Source organism: Sediminibacillus albus (assembly GCF_900101125.1).
Lineage (GTDB): Bacteria > Bacillota > Bacilli > Bacillales > Amphibacillaceae > Sediminibacillus > Sediminibacillus albus.
The window spans coordinates 51,452-68,600 of record NZ_FNFL01000007.1; the positions used below are offsets into that span (position 1 = coordinate 51,452).

Here is a 17,149-nt window from a genome sequence, read left to right on the forward strand (position 1 = left end):
TTTAACATCTCTAAAAAAAACTATATAAAAGCAGCTCAAGTTGGTTTCTTGCCCATGATTAATCATGGATATTGACACCATTTAGGAGATGTGATATTTATTTGTTAGGCATTAGCACTCTTAAGCTTTGAGTGCTAAGACGTGTATTTCTATTTCACTAATAACGCCAAATAACTTATCCAAAAGGGGATGTTGCAAATGGGAAAAAGAAAATTTAAAGCGGAGTCCAAACGCTTGCTGGATTTGATGATCAACTCAATCTATTCACAGCGTGAAGTGTTTTTACGGGAATTAATATCAAACGCAAGTGATGCAATCGATAAGATTTATTACAAAGCATTGACTGATGAAAATCTTACCTTTAATCAAAGTGATTACTACATAAAGATCGTGGCAGACAAGGAAGCCCGGACGTTAACAATGATTGATACTGGTATTGGCATGACACAGGAAGAGCTTGAGAAAAACCTCGGGACAATCGCTAAAAGCGGATCTCTTCATTTCAAAAATGAAAATGAAGTAAAAGATGGCCACGATATCATTGGTCAATTTGGAGTAGGCTTTTATGCAGCATTTATGGTAGCGGATGTCGTGACCGTAACAAGTAAAGCGCTTGGCAGTGATGAAGCATATAAGTGGGAATCAAAAGGTACTGACGGTTATAGCATTGAGCCTGCTGAAAAAGAGACAGTGGGCACGGTCATTACGTTAAAGTTAAAAGAGAACACAGAGGATGAGAAATATGATGAGTTCTTGGAAGAATATCGCCTAAAAGAAATTATCAAGAAGTACTCTGACTTTATTCGTTATCCAATTAAAATGGACGTAACGAAAAGCGAAAAAAATGATGACGATGATGAGTATGTTGATTATGTAGAAGAAGAAACGATCAACAGTATGGTTCCGATTTGGAAAAAGAACAAAAACGAGCTAACGGATGAAGATTACGAGAATTTCTACCGTGAAAAGCGGTATGGATTTGATAAGCCGCTAAAGCATATCCACTTAAGTGTAGACGGTACGATTCGTTACAATGCGATTTTGTTTATCCCGGAAAACCGTCCGTTTGATTACTATACACAGGAGTATCAAAAAGGGCTTGAGCTGTATTCCAATGGCGTACTGATCATGGAAAAATGCGCCGATTTGCTTCCGGATCATTTCAGCTTTGTCAAAGGGTTAGTCGATTCTGAAGACCTTTCTTTAAATATATCGCGTGAAATGCTCCAGCATGACAGACAGCTGAAGCTAATCGCAAAAAACATTAACAAAAAGATAAAGTCCCAGCTGCTAAGTCTGCAAAAAGATGATCGGAAAAATTATGAGAAATTTTACAATTCCTTTGGCAGACAATTGAAGTTTGGCGTATATAACGAGTTTGGTGCCAACAAAGATGTGCTGAAGGATTTGCTTCTATTCCATTCTTCTAAAGAGAAGAAGCTGGTAACATTGGCTGAATATGTTTCAAGAATGCCTGAGGATCAAAAGTATATTTATTATGCGACAGGAGAATCGATCGACCGCATCGACAAGCTGCCGCAAACAGAGCTTGTAGCCGATAAAGGATACGAAATCCTTTACTTCACCGAAGAAATTGATGAATTTGCGATTCGGATGCTGGCAACGTATGAAGATAAAGAATTTAAATCAGTCTCCAGTAATGACTTAGGGTTGGAGTCAGAAGACGAAAAAGCTACCGAAATCGATGAAAAAGAACATCAAGAACTGTTCGATTATATGAAAGAGCAGCTGAACGGGAAAATCAAACAAGTGCGGGTGTCCAAACGCTTGAAGACACACCCTGTCTGCTTGACTGCGGATGGTGAAATTTCCATCGAAATGGAAAAAGTCATCAACGCCATGCCAGACAACCAGCAGATTTCTGCGGACAAAGTATTGGAAATTAATCCAAGTCATGAAGTGTTCGGCATTTTGGAGGATGCCTTCGAGAATGATAAAGATAAACTAAATCTTTACACCAATATTTTGTATAACCAGGCCCTGTTAATTGAAGGATTACCTGTCGAGGATCCAGTGGAACTTACCAATAATATGTGCAAGGTAATGGTGACTGCTTAAATAATTTTAGACTTCAATAGGGCCTGGTACGAAGCTGGGGAGTAGCTTATTGCCATTTCCATTAAAGGCCAGAACGGAAATCATCTTTTAACAAAAAGTTAAAAGGTGATTTTCTTTGTATATAGAATGATAAGAGAGAAAGGTGCCGGAATATAGGGACAAGGAGGATTTTTTATGAAGAAACTCTGGATGATCATCATCGTTAGTATCGTGCTACTGCTCGGCATCATGGCAGGATTGTCCTGGTATTTTTCGAAAGACGAAAACGCAGAGGAGGATGCGGCAAAACAGCCTCCTTTAAAACATGCATACAGTGTCACCGGGGAAGGGAAAACAGCATATGTGACTTACGATGCAGAAGGAAACAATGTAATCAATGTATATAATCGCAAATCAAAAGAAAATTCGACAGTTATATCCGTTAACGAACCGGTAGTGTCGCTCGATTTCAGTACAGACGGGGAAACCTTATATTACGCGACCAATGACATTATCTCAAACAGAACGCTGCTGAGCCATATTTACAGTTATCATTTAGAAACGCAAAAACAAACCGAATTACTTCAAAGCAGCTCGATTATCATGGAAATGAAAGTTGGTTCAAAGGATAACAGTTTGCTGTATTATCGGGCCAATTCTTACGAAGATATGGGAGGAATCACCGGAAGAGTCCGCAGTGACTTTCAGGCGTACCGGCTTCACTTAAACGATTTGTATGAAGAACAGCTTACTAGCCTGGATGGCAAGGAGATTAAGGGAATTGCTTATACAAACGGAGAAGATGGTGCGTATGTTTCGGTGGATAATAATATTATCGAAATACCTTTTGAAAACCCTGAAAATAGCGAAACCATTTTGACAGAAACAGAGCAGGTTTACGATCTGGCCTCCAACCGGAAGGACGGCGGGGTCATTTATTCCATGCCCGGAAAGGATGGACCGGGGACCTATAAGTATGAATTGTACTACCGGGATTCCAATGGAGAAAAAACGCAACTCACAGAGAACGACAGCCATACAGGAAATCCGATTTTGTTAAATAGCGGTGATTTGTATTATATGGTCGATACGAACTTTGGAAAAGGTAATCCGAGCTATGTTATGTACAAACAAAGTCCCTGGAAAGCAGGGAAACCGGAGGTAGTGCGTTTGGAGAATTGAACTCCAAACGCTTTTTTAGCCTGTAATTAATTCTTATCAGTAGGATCAGCACAGCTGTCATCTGTACAAACAGCCCCGTTGTCTCCATCAAGGGAAAGATCTTGAAACTTGGGTTTCGGATTTTCTTCTTCCCAAATCTTTTCTAGTGCTCCTTTAAAGGTTTCTAAAGGTTGGGCACCGGAAATGGAGTATTTATTATTCACCACAAAGAAAGGAACCCCAGTTGCTCCAATTTGTTGAGCAGTTTTCTCTTCATTTCGCACTTCATCCGCGAATGCAGTTTCATCGTTCAATACTTCCAGTACTTTGTTTCGGTCTATTTCCGTGGCTTCTGCGATATCGACAAGGGTCTCCGTATCTCCAACGTTTTTCGAATCGGTAAAATAACCGTGCAGCAGGTTTTCGGTAAGTTCTTTTTCCTTGTCCAGCGTCCGTGCAAATTTAGCTAGACGGTGCGCATCGAAGGTATTTGTTGGTTTCATGTCATCGTAATTGTAGGTCAGCCCAATATCGGCTGCCTGTTGAATGAGGCCTTTGTTCATTTCCCTGACTTGTGCTTCGCTGGATTGGAATTTGGCAGCCAATGCTTCGTAAATGCTTTGATCGGTATATTTAGGAGCAGTTGGATCGAGTTCAAAACTCTTGTATTCAACCTCTATCTGCTCTTTATGCGGAAATTGTTCAAGCGCCATCTCTAAACGCCGCTTGCCAATATAAAAACGGACAGACAAAGTCGGACCATACTTCTATTTTCAAAAGAAACACCTCTGTTCGATTAGTTTATCGCAATTGTAGCACAGCAATTGTAAAAATCGGATAATCCTGCTCACAAGCACTCTCTACATAAATTTAATTAAAAATACAGAGTAGATGAAGGGAACTCTGGAAAAGCTAACAGGTAGAAAACACAGAGGGGGTTAACGAATGCCTATTCAAAACGAACATGAGATCCAGCAGTTGGTTGAAGTTTCTCAGGAATTAGAGCGGGCAGCTAACGAGGCAAAAAACAATGCCGACCTGCAGGGAATTAAACAACTTCAAGAACAATTACGTGAAGTGCAGTGGAAAATCCAAGATGCAAGAGGGAAGGCAATCAACGGAAGCGGCACTTCAAGCGAGCCATTAACAGACGCTCAACTGCGGGTGGAAGACACGCAGCATCAGATGGAGAGGGCGTTGACTAATTTGAATGCGTTAGATGATGAAGTGCAGCCGTAATTTATAGAGCCAATTACTTTTTAGGGAGTATTTGGCTTTGTAGTATTTAGAGCACTTTATTTACTTTTTTATAAAGTTCTTACTTAAGAGACTTGCTTTTTTCCCTCAATCTATTGTTTCCTTCATACTTAGGAAGTACTATGGAATTAGCAGAAAATTGTAAATGAGGGATGAAAAGTGAGTGCAACTGACAAGGTGAAGTATATTTCGACAACAGCACTTTCCAAAGAATTGAATATGAATGTAAAAGAAGTGTTTCAAATTTGTCTATCAAATGGATTGATAAACAGAAAAGATGACACTTGGGTATTAACCGAGAAAGGGAAACAAATAGGCGGCACCATAAAAAAGCACCCTAAAGTTGGGGAATACATTGCTTGGAAAGAAGACATAAAACATCATACTATGTTCAATACGGCGAATGACCAGCTTTTAAATGCAACAGCTTTAAGTAATCACTTTGGAATATCAAAATTCAAGATGAATCCAATTTTATCAGAGCTAGGACTTGTGGAGAAGGCTGTGAAAGGATGGACTGTAACAAAGCTTGGTAAGAGCATTGGTGGCAAACAGTTGGAGTATGATAAAACAGGGGTTCCATATGTGAATTGGCCAGCAAACATATTAAAAAATAAGCGGTTAGTAGAAACGATGAATGAGTTACTAGGAAATGAACCTGAGCAAGAGATAGAGTCGGAGCAAAGTAACGCATTAGGCTTTAGAGACAAGTATGAAGCTAAACATAGATCTGCTGATGGTCATTACGTAAGGTCTAGGGCCGAAATGCTAATAGATAATTGGCTATATATGTCTGAAATTGCACATGCCTACGAGAGAAAGTTACCTATTGAAGAAGATGTTTATACTGATTTTTATTTACCTGTAGGCAAAGTTTACATAGAATACTGGGGGTTGGAAGAAGACCCTAAATATGCGGCAAGAAAACAAGAAAAATTAAGAATCTATGAAAAATATGGATTTAATCTTATTCAGCTTCATGATGCTGACATTCAAAATTTGGATGATATTTTACCAAAGAAATTATTGAAGTTTGGCATTCAGGCGTATTAAAGATTCTCATTTAAAAATTTTTTCGGAAGCGTGAATTTGATACGAATGTACGCGAGTCTTAATGTAATGTTATCTAATGTATAATTATGGTAAAATAGGTAGAAATAAATAATAAAAATTAGGGGCATGCATCATGAGTGAAGATACCAAGCTAGTCGTTAATTCAGAAAAAGGGAACTTACTAAAAGAACTAGCAAGTTCAATAGAAACATGTGAGAGTTTTTACTTTAGCGTTGCTTTTGTTAATTTTAGTGGTTTGCAGTTGCTATTAGATCCTTTAAGAGCAGCAGAGAAGAAGGGCATTAAAGGAAAAATACTTACATCTACTTATCTTAATTTTACAGATGCTAAAGCACTGGAAAGAATGAAAACGTTCAATAATATAGATTTAAAGGTTTTTGTGACAGATAAAGAAGTTGGATTTCACACAAAGGCATACATATTTGAGTACCAAGATAGTTATAAAGTTATTATTGGCTCGTCCAATATTACCCAAAGCGCTTTGAAGAGCAACATTGAATGGAATGTAGAAATCATCTCTAAGCGGAAAGCTAGTTTTATACATGGAGTATTAAAAGAGTTTGATAGTTTGTGGGACAAAAGTATTGTAGCAGATGAGATGTTTATTAAAGAATATGAAGAATTTATTAGAAGTTTTGAAAAGGTTCCTAGACTAGGTCATATGATGTACGAAAGACCAGAGTATATCACTCCAAATCGGATGCAAAGACGTGCAATGGAAAACTTAGAACGCCTCCGCTCGTTTGGAGAAAATAAATCTCTAGTTATTGCAGCGACAGGTACCGGAAAAACGTATATGTCAGCGTTTGATGTGAAGAACTTTAAGCCGCAGCGTTTGCTGTTTGTCGTTCACCGCGAAGAAATTTTATTAAAAGCAAAAGAAACATTCGAGAAATTGCTTCCAAATGAAGGACTATCATTTGGGTTATTAACAGGAAATTACAAGCAACAAGATTGTGATTATGTGTTTGCTACTATACAAACGATATCACGATGCTACCGAGAATTTGATCCTTGGGAATTCGATTATATCGTAATTGATGAAGCACATCATGCTACTGCTAATACTTATCAAGGGGTGCTTAATTATTTTCACCCTAAGTTCACCCTAGGAATGACGGCAACCCCTGAACGAAGTGACCATCATAATATTTTTGAGTTGTTTAATAATAATGTGGCATTGGAAGTACGATTACATGAAGCGTTGGAAGACGAATTGGTAATTCCTTTTCATTACTTTGGTATAACGGATATTGAAGAAATCGATCTTAGTGATTTATCACTGGATAATATCGATGAGATTACAAAGCGATTAAAGGTCAATGAGCGCACTGATTTTATCATTGAGAAGGTGGGTTTTTACGGCCATGATGGTGCGAAGAGAAAATGTTTAGGTTTTTGTGCGAGTAAAAACCATGCCGACTATATGGCAGTAGAATTTAATAAAAAAGGCTATAAGAGTGTAAGCCTAAATGGAGATGACCCAGTTTCTAAAAGAGAAGAGTATATTAAGAGGTTAGAGGATCAAGAAGACGAGTTAGAGTTCATATTCACCGTGGATATTTTCAATGAAGGAGTCGATATCCCGTCAGCTAATATGGTGCTAATGCTTCGGCCAACTAATTCCCCAATTATTTTTATTCAACAGTTGGGGAGAGGGTTGCGTAAATATGAAAACAAAGAGTTCTTGACTGTCTTGGATTTTATTGGTAATCATAGTAAAACTTTTTTAATCGCAGTAGCCCTTAATGGCAGTAGATACTATGATAAAGAGAGCTTAAAGGTAGCAATTTCTACTGGGTTTGCTAATATCCCAGGAGCAACCCATATTCAAATGGACCAAATTTCTCAAGATCGGATTTTAGCCCAAATAGACAAAGAAAACTTTAATTCCATGAAATACTTAAAAGAAGAATATTTCGAATTTAAAAAACAAAATCAAGGTCATATTCCATACCATTTATTAGATTATTTAAAGTATGATGGGGCTCCTGATCCTGTAAAGTTTATTGCGAAAGATAAAACGTATTTACGTTTTATAGCAAAGATTGAGAAAGATGACCAACTTAAAATGTTATTAATGAATGAAAACTTTGAAGATACATTAAAGGAACTATCTAGCATGCTTCCATTAAAACGTATCTATGAGTTTGTAATTGCCAAATATCTTCTCAGCCATGAGGAGGTTACATTGGAAACAGCACACCGAGAGGTATTAAAGGTAGTTGAAGATGTAGAATTAGATAGTATTTTACATGCTTTTGAATATTTAAATCAGGATTACTATGACAGTGTCCAAAATAAAAATAAACCAAAATTGGTTGAGCATTTCGACGGAAAACTAAGAAAGACATCTATGTTTAGTGATTTAATAGATAATGAAATTTATAAGGATTATATTCAAGATGCAATTGACTATGGCATTTTTCGCTATGAGCGTGAATTTAAAGATACATACTACGGCATACCTCATTTTAAACTGTATGAGCAATACCAAATGATTGATGCAGCCTTACTATCCAATTATCGAAAGACACATAGTGCTTTTCGGGGTTCAGGATTATTAGTAAACGGAAATGACTTCTTTTTATTTATCGACCTGCATAAAGAGGAGGATATTAAAGATAGTATCAATTATAATGATAAATTTCTGGATCAAAACTATTTCCAATGGGAATCACCAAATAGTACAGCACCTTCTTCTGAAAGAGGACAGAATATTATTCATAATAAACAACGTGGAATTAACCTCCATCTATTCGTAAGAAAATACAAAGAGATTGAAAAGAACAAAACCGAGCCATACATCTATATTGGAAAAGGAAACGTAATAAAGTATGAAGGTGAGAAACCAATAAAAACAACTATTGAATTAGAGAATGAAGTACCAACAGCTTTATATATTGAGTTTACTGAAAAAGTATAGTCACCTTAAAGGGACTATACTTTTTCAGTTATTAATTGTTCAACCGCTGGTATATCAGCAGGCGCCCACTGTAATGAAGCTAAGTTTTCTCTTTTCAACCAAATAAGTTTTGAGTGTTCTTTAGGTACCAAAGTTCCCTCAACAAGGTTAGATTTAATAGCAATTAACTCAATGATAAAATTCTCATATTCATGGATGTTTTGATTAAATACTTCTGTTGCCGTTATGTTTCCGTTCATTTCTTCATCGATCTCTCTTTCAAGAGCAGAGTAGACGTCCTCGCCCTCTTCCACTTTACCTCCGGGAAACTCCCACATGTTTGGAATCGACATAGACGGAGAGCGTAAGGCGCAGAGTATTTCATTCTTTTCATTCTCAATAATTGCCGCAACAACTTTTACAGTTTTTTTCAACTTCATTCCCTCCCAGCATTTTTATTCTATCATATCACTTTATGTTCTTTATCCTTGTGACACATAAAATAAGAGGAGAGAGTTACATTAATATACGAATAACAGGCCAGGATTACAGTGAAAGAAGGCTCCTTATTGTATTCTCTTTTTACATATTGCCGCTACGAAGTGGTAAGAGTAATTGTACTTAAATTAGGGTAATGAATGAAAAAAGCTAAAAAAATTACGACTTTTTTCGTGTGTAAAAGAATTTGATTCGCTTCAATAAGGAGGACAGCAAAATGGCAAATCATGCATCATATAACCAGGAAACGATCAAAAAGATAAAAGACTTAATTAAAGACGAAAAGGTGGCAATGCTGACGACGGTTTCACCGGATGGCAAATTAATGTCTAGGCCGATGCAGACGCAGGAAGTCCAATTTGATGAAGAAGAAATATGGTTCCTTACCGAAAAAGATACGGACAAGTACCGCGACATCAGCCAAAACGCCGAAGTCAACTTGGCCTACGCAGATGGTTCCTACGTGTCCATTAGCGGTACTGCAGAATTTGTCCAGGACGAGGAAAAGAAAAAAGACTTTTGGAATCCAATCGTTGGAAAAGTGTTAAACACCTCTGCCGACGATCCTAATGTTGTACTGGTAAAAGTGACACCCGACATAGCTGAGTATTGGGAGTCTGGCAAAAGTATGAAGACGGTAAAGGAATTTATGAAAAAGATGACCAACAACGATTCCATGGAAGAAGGCAATGATTTAAAAGAAACCGTACACTTTGATAATAATACGCGATAGGTAGATAAAAGCCATGGGATTTTCCCGTGGCTTTTTATAATGGATTCGCAGGAATAAATCGTGGATCTCCTCAACTTCTCCTAAAGGGCCGTTTGCAAAATAGATATATAGAAATCCTATTGGCGCTATGATAGCCATAAAAACGAATAGTAGAACCGATTCTCCAAATCAGTAATACTGGTTAAATCGAGATAATAAATTCATTGCTTATTAAGTTAGTTGTATAACTATTAAACTAATTATGGAGAGTACATAAAGGGATATACTCCCGTTATTTCTTATGCTAAAATCGTTGCTAAATTAATTGTTATTTTTAATGACAGTGTAAAACTTCTTAGGATTGACAGGATTTAAGGAATTTAAGAAAGGGGCTGGTATTTAATATGAAGAAAATGAAGTACTTGGCCTTTGCGATAGGTATCATTTTTCTGTCCGTATATCTTTATCAGAATTTCATTTATTATATGATCCCGTTCAATCCTATAGAGGAGTATGCAACTGAGTCCCCAGTTGACTTTCATATTACGCAAAATCTCCCTGGCGGTGAAGAAGTCAATGCCAAAAGCCACGATCCGAAAACTTGTGATTTAGTTTTGGAGTATCTCAGCAATCTAAACTTAAAACCCTTAAAGGATAAGGATGCGTGGAACGCGCTTTCTAAGAAAGAAAATGAAACCTATTTAACAGGCATGGTAGAGTTTGACCAATCAGGGGAGATATTTATCTCAGACCTATTTATAGGCAATCCTGATGTTCTTCATATTAGTTCTTCAATAGCCGGGTTCAAGAGAGAAGGATATTATAAAATTGTAGATTCTACGTTTGATTATGACTATATCATTGATTTGATTGGTAATAAGGGGGAATAAAAGAGGATATATCGGGGCGATATTTTGATAGGATATCTTTAATGTGCTCCATAACAAGAATCTCTTACACTACCAAAATCTTCCGTTCACCAACGGAACACCTTGGCTCCATGTAAATAATAACTATGAGACTATTAATGCGGAAGCTGCTTTAGCAGATAAAGATTCTATTTTCTATTATTATCAACGTCTAATCCAATTGCGAAAGGAATTAGATGTAATTACCACTGGCGATTTTGAGTTACTTATGCGTAATGACCCTAATGTGTTTGCCTATCAACGCAGGGATGAAGGAGAAGCCCTAGTTGTGTTGTGTAATTTTTCAGATAAGGAAGTTGATTTAAACCAGAAAGTTGTTAAAGCAATAAAAGACGCCAGCGTTTTAATAACGAATGAAAATAAAGACCAAGCAACAAAAACTTTACAACCATATGAAGGAACGGTGTTTAGAATCATGGCGTAACGAAATCAAGTCATGTTGATGGAATCATTGGAGTTGTCCTATCAACTATTCATGCCTCATATGTATTCCTTTCATTGTACAAGAAAATCACTTTTTTAAATTGGCCCCTGTTAATCCCGAGATGGGCGATCGGTGGTGACGCCTGCGGGAACAGCACGAGCCGAAGATCCACTTGGTCTAGTGATCTTCTTGACCAAGTTAGCTGAGGCCGTGCCCGCGGCAAGCATCCACCGACAAGCGAATCGTGGACTCAACAACAAACGTTGCCCCCTTTTAGATTAGAAAGGACTTTTTCAGTGGACTCTGCTTGGCAGTTTGTTTTTCTTGGTGCAAACATCCTGTGGTTGAAGAGACTAGCCGAATGGGGAAAATGTTTGATCAAGTGAATGAAGTGGTGATGGAGAAACGAAGCCACAGGTAAATAGAAAGCCTGGACCGTTGAGGAAGACGAGTCCTGGCTTTTTTTAATCCAATCTATTTCTCGTTTTAATTGACATTGATAATCATTATCAATTAGTATGGAAGTTAGAACACGGATAGGAGGGGGATTTATGCCGAAAGTGATTTTGTTGTTTTGCAGTATGTCCGGAAATACGGAGGAAATTGCTGAAATTATGGAAGAAACCATTAGCAAACACGGACTGGATGTCCTTAAATTTCAAATAGATATAGATGATGTTAGCGCTGCTGATTTACTTGACTATGATGCCATTTTATTTGGTACATATACGTGGGGAGACGGTGACATTCCTTACGAAGCCGAGGACTTTTACGATGACATGGCTGACGTTGATTTAACGGATAAAGTTGTTGCATTATTTGGTTCGTGTGATTCGATGTATCCCAATTATGGCGGGGCAATTGATTCATTCGCCGAGCGATTTAAAGAACGGGGAGCAATGACAGTATTATATAACTTAAAAGTAGAGTTAACCCCAGAGCAGAATGATATCAAACGCTGCCAGTCATTTGCGGAGGAATTTGTTAAGGAACTGACAGTTAACGCCTAACAGATGGAAGTAATGATTATTAATAGCGAAGAAAATCCAAGCAGTTCACGAGAGGCTGCTTGGATTTTGGCGTTTAAGCTATATTTTTATAAGCCGGCAGGAATTGTTGGAATGCAAGCAGCTTTTTTACTTTACCAATTGTTTGACCAATTCTTTGTTGCGCTGTTTAAAGATGTCATTATGGGAGGATACCATGCCGGACTGCCTGGCATCCGGTTCAATGTATTGCTTCGCCCGGTTGACAGCGTTGGCGGCATCCTGGAATGCGCCTGCGATTAGATGTACTTTTCCGTCATACTTGAGAATATCTCCTGCCGCAAATAAGCCATCAACCGATGATTCACTTGCCGGAGTCCCTTCAATAAAATAATCATCGCGCTTTTTGATTTCCATTGTACAGTTGTTCAACAGTTCCGTATCCCGCTCATAGCCGTGATTGATTACTACTTTATCGATAGGCAATCGAACCACCTCACTGGTAAGATGGTTCGTCAATTCCACCCATTCGATTTCTTCATGATTTTCACTTGCGATCAACTTAGTGATGGAGGTATTTAAGAAACATTGGGCAGGACTATTTGTCAGCTGTAATACTTGGGCTTCATGCCCATTTAGGGAGTCCTTTCGATAGGTTACATATACCTGTTTGGCGAACGGAACCAGTTCGTTCGCCCAGTCAATTGCTGAATTGCCGCCGCCTGAAATAATAACCGTTTTATTCTGAAACCGTTTTAAGGATTTAACGGTGTAATGCAGGTTTGCAACTTCGTATTTTTCCGCCCCTTCTATTTCAAGCTTTTGCGGCTTTAAAATCCCTCCCCCGACAGCTACGATAACAGTCCGGGATAAGTGCTGTTCTCCAGAGTCATTTTGCAAAACAAATAGTTTCTCCCGGTTCTGGGTTATCTTGACGATTTTTTCATTCAAGACAACCGTCGGATCAAATGTCTGTCCTTGTGCAACCAACTGTTCCATCAGCTTTTCGCCTGTTACGGGAGTCAGGCCGCCCACATCCCATATCATTTTTTCCGGATAGACATGGATTTTACCGCCCAAATGTGGCTGATATTCAATCAGTTTCGTTTTCATCGCCCGCAAACCGCTGTAAAAGGCGGAATACAACCCAGCTGGACCGCCGCCAATGATGGTGACATCGTACAATTGCTCTTGTTTCATTTTTTCTCCTCCTTGGTTGAAAAGAATGATAGGGTGTATGGTGTGTAGGGATTCTTGGACTGTATGTAAGTGCAGTATATTTTAATTGATAATGATTTTCAATATCAATAACATCCTATCATATGTAGGTGGATATCACAATATCATTCGGCCATTAGGTCAACCAAAACACGCATGTTTTGTTTTTATTGCGGAAGCGTCTATTGACCAATCATCTTTTGTACATACAGGTCCGGCAGCTAACGGAAAAATGATTGCTTATGCGGTGGAAACTCTAACAGAATAAGGTATGAAAAGAAAGGGAAGCCTCCAATTGGAAGCTTCCCTTTCTAGTTGATTGCTGCAATATAATGAAAAAACGGTGAAGGGATTAAAATTCTCCTTCACCGTTTTTGTTTATGCTTTGGCAGTTTCCAAGGCTTCCAGCATAAGTGATTGATAGTCTTTTGCTTCTTCGGCAACCTGCTTATCAATCGTCCATTTGTTTTCTTTCGCCAGCCACTTGGTCAGTGCCTTAACGGTTGTCACCATGTCTTTTACCATCGATTTGGTGGCATCTTTGTTCTGTACCAAGAAATCTTCAAGCAACAGCGACTGCCAGAAAGCCAAATCACACTCTTCCCAGCTTTGTTTAGAACTAGTTTCTAGCATCTGTCTTATATCTATTAGTCTGCTCCGGTATTTCCGTTCCGTGCTTTCGGATTTGCCGTCGGTTTTTTCTTGATAGAAAGCAATTAGATCTTTGGCATAAAACGTGTGCGCCGTCTCAGGAGTAAAGCCCAGCTTTTCATAGATCAGCTTATCCGCTCCGTCGTCGGCGACTTCGCTTTGCCCGGCGTAAACCTGCTGTATGCTGGAATGGCGGCTTTCTCCTCCTGTCACAAATGGTGACAGCTCTAAGCCAAGTTCTTTTCTGACTGTATTAAAATCAGCGGTGATTTCAACTGCTCCGTATTTTTCATAGACGGCCTTATATAAATCATACTCCGCCTGTTTCAGCCACTCCTCGGCAAGCGCTGCTTGGCCGGATAAAACGAGTTGCTGTAACGACTGGTTCTGATACATAGGGATTGGTTTGTCAATGTCGGTGTGCAATGCATTGTGAGCATATAACGCAAAATATTCGGGTACTCCTTCGTCATAGGAGATTGCCAACTGTTTGCTGTCTGCCTGTACGGGAAGCCTGAAGCGCTGTTCAAAGTCTTCCACTAATGTGATTGCGCCATCAGCTTTCTGCACTTTTTGTAAAAACTGATGGGCAGTCGCCAAATCATTGGTCGTAAAGGTCAACGATTGGTTTTCTATTACAAGGGTGGCGTTTACTTCCGACAAGCGCACCTGGCCTTCTGTTTCATTGTCGGTAAATGCCTGGATATTGCTCTGCCATGTCAGTTTTTTATGTGTTTCCTCCCATTGATCGATACCAAAGTCTTCGTCATTATATAACAAGGTTTCTGCTTTTTCTTTGTCGTTTAGAAGGAACATGTAGGTGTAGGTAATCACTTCCTGGTCTTCGCGTTCTTCTGCTTCCGGTCCTTCCAGCAGGGTGGTCAGTATTTCCGGGTAGTAATCGGTTAAAACTTGATCCAAGTCATGACCAGTTTCGTTGATTAACTGCTTGGTATAGGTTGCCGCATGCTGAAAATGTTTTGGTTGGACAAGCGTCCTGACGCCGTTGAAGTAATATGCACCCTCGACAGGCTCCAGCAATGCAAGTGTACCGTTCCATGGGAAAAATTGCGGCAAGTTTTCGTTTGTTTTTGGAACGTTTATGATTTCACCGCTGAAGTAGTCGCGGAATAGGGCATCCCTTTCTGATTCGCCGACTGCCTCGATGAGCTGTGGCTTCATTTGCGCCCATCGTTGCGCCATTTGTTTTTCCTCATCGGAAAGGCGCCGTTCGTTTTCGGCTAAAAACCATTCGATTCCGCGCAAGCCATTTTTATAGCGATTGAAGAAATAGAGCCAGAAATTAAAAAAGCCCCGCTGATTTTTCCCCAGCTTATGACTTGTGCGTTTTTTAAACTGCGCTTCCAATGGGTGATAAACACTGGGAGGAACCTGTTCCAGGATAAAATCGTGCAGCTGGTTAACCAGAGTGTGTTTTTGCTGGTAAAACCGTTCTTCTTTCACGTTCTGTAATCGAATGATATGATTCTTTTTCATGCAGCATTTCTTATGTTTTTTTCCGCTGCCGCATGGGCAAGGATCATTTCTGCCAACCTTCATCTTTCATTCTCCTTTATCTGTGTTGATTTCCTTGTAAAAACCAGAATCCTGCTGGTTCGCTTCATGCAAGGAGGATAATCATGCTGAGGTGAGTCCATATTTATGTAGGGAGAACTCAAAAAGGCTGCCACAGCAGCCTTGCTATTGTATCATTATTTCTCGGGCAATACGTATAGGTTGCTTCTTTTAAGAGCTTTCCTTGTTCATTTTCTGCTGCTTGTGCAGGGTATGCTGCGTTCCCCATTCGTGCATCGCTTCCAGGATTGGCTTTAAACTCATGCCATATTCGGTGATCGAATATTCCACTTTCGGCGGGACTTGCGGGTAGACGACACGCTTAATGATATCTTCTTCTTCCAATTCGCGCAAATGCTTAGTCAGCATCTTTTGCGTGATTCCCGGCACACTACGCTTAAGTTCACTGAATCGTTTGGTACCATCTTTTAATAAATGCAGCAGAATGATTGGCTTCCATTTTCCTACTAATATTCCTAACGCATCTTCGACACGGCACAACTCCGGTTCAATGGTCAATGCTTCACCCTCCAATAGTATCTTTAAGTATACTATAGCACTTTTAAGTATGTACTTACATGATTTGTTGATATCTTTTACAATAACAATAGACAGGTAAAAAAGAAAGGCGGAATTTGCAATGGAGAAATACCGAATCGACCAAAGCAAAGGCATGGAATTCGGCATCTATACTTTGGGTGATCATTTGCCCAACCCGCTGACAGGGGAAAGAATTTCTGCTGAGCAGCGGGTTCATGAAATCATTGAATACGCAAAACTGGCAGATCAGGCAGGGATTGACTTCTTTAGTGTCGGGGAAAGCCACCAGGAGTACTTCGCGACGCAAGCGCACGCGGTGGTGCTTTCAGCGATTGCCCAGGCGACAGAAAAAATCAAGATTGCCAGTTCATCTACGATTATTAGTACTTCGGATCCGGTTCGGGTATATGAGAACTTTGCAACACTTGATTTAATCTCCAAAGGCCGGGCCGAGCTGATTGCCGGGCGGGCCTCACGCGTAGGATTGTTTGATTTATTGGGCTATAATATCCGTGACTATGAAGAGCTGTTTGAAGAGAAATTCGATTTATTGCGGCAAATTAATGAGCAGGAAATAGTCAATTGGAGCGGAGAATTTCGTGCACCTCTCAAAGATGCGCAAGTACTGCCGCGTCCACAGTCTGGTTCATTGCCGATTTGGCGTGCGGTCGGCGGTTCGCCTGCCAGTGCGATTAAGGCAGGATATGCGGGTGTGCCGATGTTCCTGGCGCATTTAGGCGGACCTGCAACGGTATTTAAACGGTCAATCGACGCTTATCGGGATGCAGCCCGCAGCAGAGGCTTTGACACAGCGGAGCTTCCGGTAGCAACGGCTGGATTTTTCTATGTAGCGGACTCGTCCCAGCAGGCATTGAGAGATATGTATCCGTTTATTAACGAAGGGATGAAGAAGACAAACGGCCAAGGCTTTCCGAAGCAGCACTTCGCCCAGGGGGCTGACCCGCATAATATCATGAATATTGGCAGCCCGCAGGAAATTATAGAAAAAATTCTTTACCAGCATGAGCTATTTGGCCATCAGCGGTATATTGCTCAAATTGACTTCGGCGGTATGCCATTTGATAAATTGCAGAAGAATATTGAGCTGATTGGTACAGAGATATTACCAGCCATCAAGAAGTATACAGCAAAAGATTAGGA

14 protein-coding genes and 1 pseudogene are annotated in these 17,149 nt (G+C 39.6%); 10 read left to right on the forward strand and 5 right to left on the reverse strand.

Going from position 1 to position 17,149, the window contains the following annotated elements:
* Positions 1-198: 198 nt before the first annotated feature.
* Both htpG and BLR93_RS15355 read left to right on the forward strand, forming a co-directional pair.
* The gene (htpG, locus tag BLR93_RS15350) at positions 199-2,079 is read left to right on the forward strand and encodes a molecular chaperone HtpG (RefSeq protein WP_093216441.1); all 1,881 of its coding nucleotides are present in this window, start codon (positions 199-201) and stop codon (positions 2,077-2,079) included.
* Positions 2,080-2,253: 174 nt separating this feature from the next.
* Positions 2,254-3,240 (forward strand): flagellar basal body-associated FliL family protein, encoded by a 987-nt coding sequence (locus BLR93_RS15355; protein ID WP_093216444.1) that lies wholly within the window; start codon positions 2,254-2,256, stop codon positions 3,238-3,240.
* Between the two features lie 26 nt (positions 3,241-3,266).
* Here BLR93_RS15355 and BLR93_RS15360 read toward each other — a convergent pair.
* Positions 3,267-3,996, reverse strand: a pseudogene (locus BLR93_RS15360) (DsbA family oxidoreductase).
* Positions 3,997-4,164: 168 nt separating this feature from the next.
* Between BLR93_RS15360 and BLR93_RS15365 the strand changes: the two are divergent.
* The 3 genes from BLR93_RS15365 (at position 4,165) to BLR93_RS15375 (ending at position 8,476) form a co-directional block, all read left to right on the forward strand.
* A complete protein-coding gene (locus tag BLR93_RS15365; RefSeq protein WP_093216446.1) occupies positions 4,165-4,458 on the forward strand; it encodes a hypothetical protein in 294 nt (97 codons plus the stop codon).
* Positions 4,459-4,635: 177 nt separating this feature from the next.
* On the forward strand, positions 4,636-5,529 hold the full coding sequence (locus tag BLR93_RS15370; RefSeq protein ID WP_245690172.1) for a glycerol kinase: 894 nt from the start codon (positions 4,636-4,638) through the stop codon (positions 5,527-5,529).
* Positions 5,530-5,662: 133 nt separating this feature from the next.
* Positions 5,663-8,476 (forward strand): DEAD/DEAH box helicase, encoded by a 2,814-nt coding sequence (locus BLR93_RS15375; RefSeq protein ID WP_093216449.1) that lies wholly within the window; start codon positions 5,663-5,665, stop codon positions 8,474-8,476.
* Between the two features lie 14 nt (positions 8,477-8,490).
* Here the strand turns inward: BLR93_RS15375 and BLR93_RS15380 are convergent, their stop codons facing one another.
* Positions 8,491-8,889: a (deoxy)nucleoside triphosphate pyrophosphohydrolase gene (locus BLR93_RS15380; RefSeq protein ID WP_093216452.1), complete on the reverse strand. Its 399-nt coding sequence runs from the start codon at positions 8,887-8,889 to the stop codon at positions 8,491-8,493.
* A gap of 281 nt (positions 8,890-9,170) precedes the next feature.
* Here BLR93_RS15380 and BLR93_RS15385 point away from each other — a divergent pair, with 281 nt between their 5' ends.
* The 4 genes from BLR93_RS15385 to BLR93_RS15400 all read left to right on the forward strand — a co-directional run bounded on the left by BLR93_RS15385 (position 9,171) and on the right by BLR93_RS15400 (position 12,028).
* On the forward strand, positions 9,171-9,686 hold the full coding sequence (locus tag BLR93_RS15385) for a pyridoxamine 5'-phosphate oxidase family protein (protein WP_093216454.1): 516 nt from the start codon (positions 9,171-9,173) through the stop codon (positions 9,684-9,686).
* 383 nt (positions 9,687-10,069) lie between these two features.
* Complete coding sequence (locus BLR93_RS15390; RefSeq protein WP_093216457.1) at positions 10,070-10,555, forward strand: hypothetical protein; 486 nt, start codon at positions 10,070-10,072, stop codon at positions 10,553-10,555.
* A gap of 43 nt (positions 10,556-10,598) precedes the next feature.
* Positions 10,599-11,018 (forward strand): alpha-amylase family glycosyl hydrolase, encoded by a 420-nt coding sequence (locus BLR93_RS15395; RefSeq protein ID WP_175559389.1) that lies wholly within the window; start codon positions 10,599-10,601, stop codon positions 11,016-11,018.
* Between the two features lie 551 nt (positions 11,019-11,569).
* A complete protein-coding gene (locus tag BLR93_RS15400) occupies positions 11,570-12,028 on the forward strand; it encodes a flavodoxin (RefSeq protein WP_093216462.1) in 459 nt (152 codons plus the stop codon).
* Between the two features lie 126 nt (positions 12,029-12,154).
* Here the strand turns inward: BLR93_RS15400 and BLR93_RS15405 are convergent, their stop codons facing one another.
* From BLR93_RS15405 to BLR93_RS15415, 3 genes are all read right to left on the reverse strand, one after another.
* Positions 12,155-13,204: an NAD(P)/FAD-dependent oxidoreductase gene (locus tag BLR93_RS15405; RefSeq protein ID WP_093216464.1), complete on the reverse strand. Its 1,050-nt coding sequence runs from the start codon at positions 13,202-13,204 to the stop codon at positions 12,155-12,157.
* Between the two features lie 396 nt (positions 13,205-13,600).
* Entirely contained in the window at positions 13,601-15,433 is a 1,833-nt protein-coding gene (locus BLR93_RS15410) for a YecA family protein (protein WP_093216467.1), read from the reverse strand.
* A gap of 186 nt (positions 15,434-15,619) precedes the next feature.
* Positions 15,620-15,967, reverse strand: a complete 348-nt coding sequence (locus tag BLR93_RS15415) for a winged helix-turn-helix transcriptional regulator (RefSeq protein WP_093216469.1) — start codon at positions 15,965-15,967, stop codon at positions 15,620-15,622.
* Between the two features lie 121 nt (positions 15,968-16,088).
* Here BLR93_RS15415 and BLR93_RS15420 point away from each other — a divergent pair, with 121 nt between their 5' ends.
* On the forward strand, positions 16,089-17,147 hold the full coding sequence (locus tag BLR93_RS15420; RefSeq protein WP_093216472.1) for an LLM class flavin-dependent oxidoreductase: 1,059 nt from the start codon (positions 16,089-16,091) through the stop codon (positions 17,145-17,147).
* The last annotated feature ends 2 nt before the right edge of the window (positions 17,148-17,149 follow it).

Excerpts from the sequence above, each read along its gene's own strand:
- BLR93_RS15390 (WP_093216457.1), top strand. The coding sequence starts at position 10,070 with ATGAAGAAAATGAAGTACTTGGCCTTTGCGATAGGTATCATTTTTCTG.
- BLR93_RS15400 (WP_093216462.1), top strand. The coding sequence starts at position 11,570 with ATGCCGAAAGTGATTTTGTTGTTTTGCAGTATGTCCGGAAATACGGAG.
- BLR93_RS15365 (WP_093216446.1), top strand. The coding sequence starts at position 4,165 with ATGCCTATTCAAAACGAACATGAGATCCAGCAGTTGGTTGAAGTTTCT.
- BLR93_RS15410 (WP_093216467.1), bottom strand. The coding sequence starts at position 15,433 with ATGAAGGTTGGCAGAAATGATCCTTGCCCATGCGGCAGCGGAAAAAAA.
- BLR93_RS15355 (WP_093216444.1), top strand. The coding sequence starts at position 2,254 with ATGAAGAAACTCTGGATGATCATCATCGTTAGTATCGTGCTACTGCTC.
- htpG (WP_093216441.1), top strand. The coding sequence starts at position 199 with ATGGGAAAAAGAAAATTTAAAGCGGAGTCCAAACGCTTGCTGGATTTG.
- BLR93_RS15405 (WP_093216464.1), bottom strand. The coding sequence starts at position 13,204 with ATGAAACAAGAGCAATTGTACGATGTCACCATCATTGGCGGCGGTCCA.
- BLR93_RS15420 (WP_093216472.1), top strand. The coding sequence starts at position 16,089 with ATGGAGAAATACCGAATCGACCAAAGCAAAGGCATGGAATTCGGCATC.
- BLR93_RS15375 (WP_093216449.1), top strand. The coding sequence starts at position 5,663 with ATGAGTGAAGATACCAAGCTAGTCGTTAATTCAGAAAAAGGGAACTTA.
- BLR93_RS15385 (WP_093216454.1), top strand. The coding sequence starts at position 9,171 with ATGGCAAATCATGCATCATATAACCAGGAAACGATCAAAAAGATAAAA.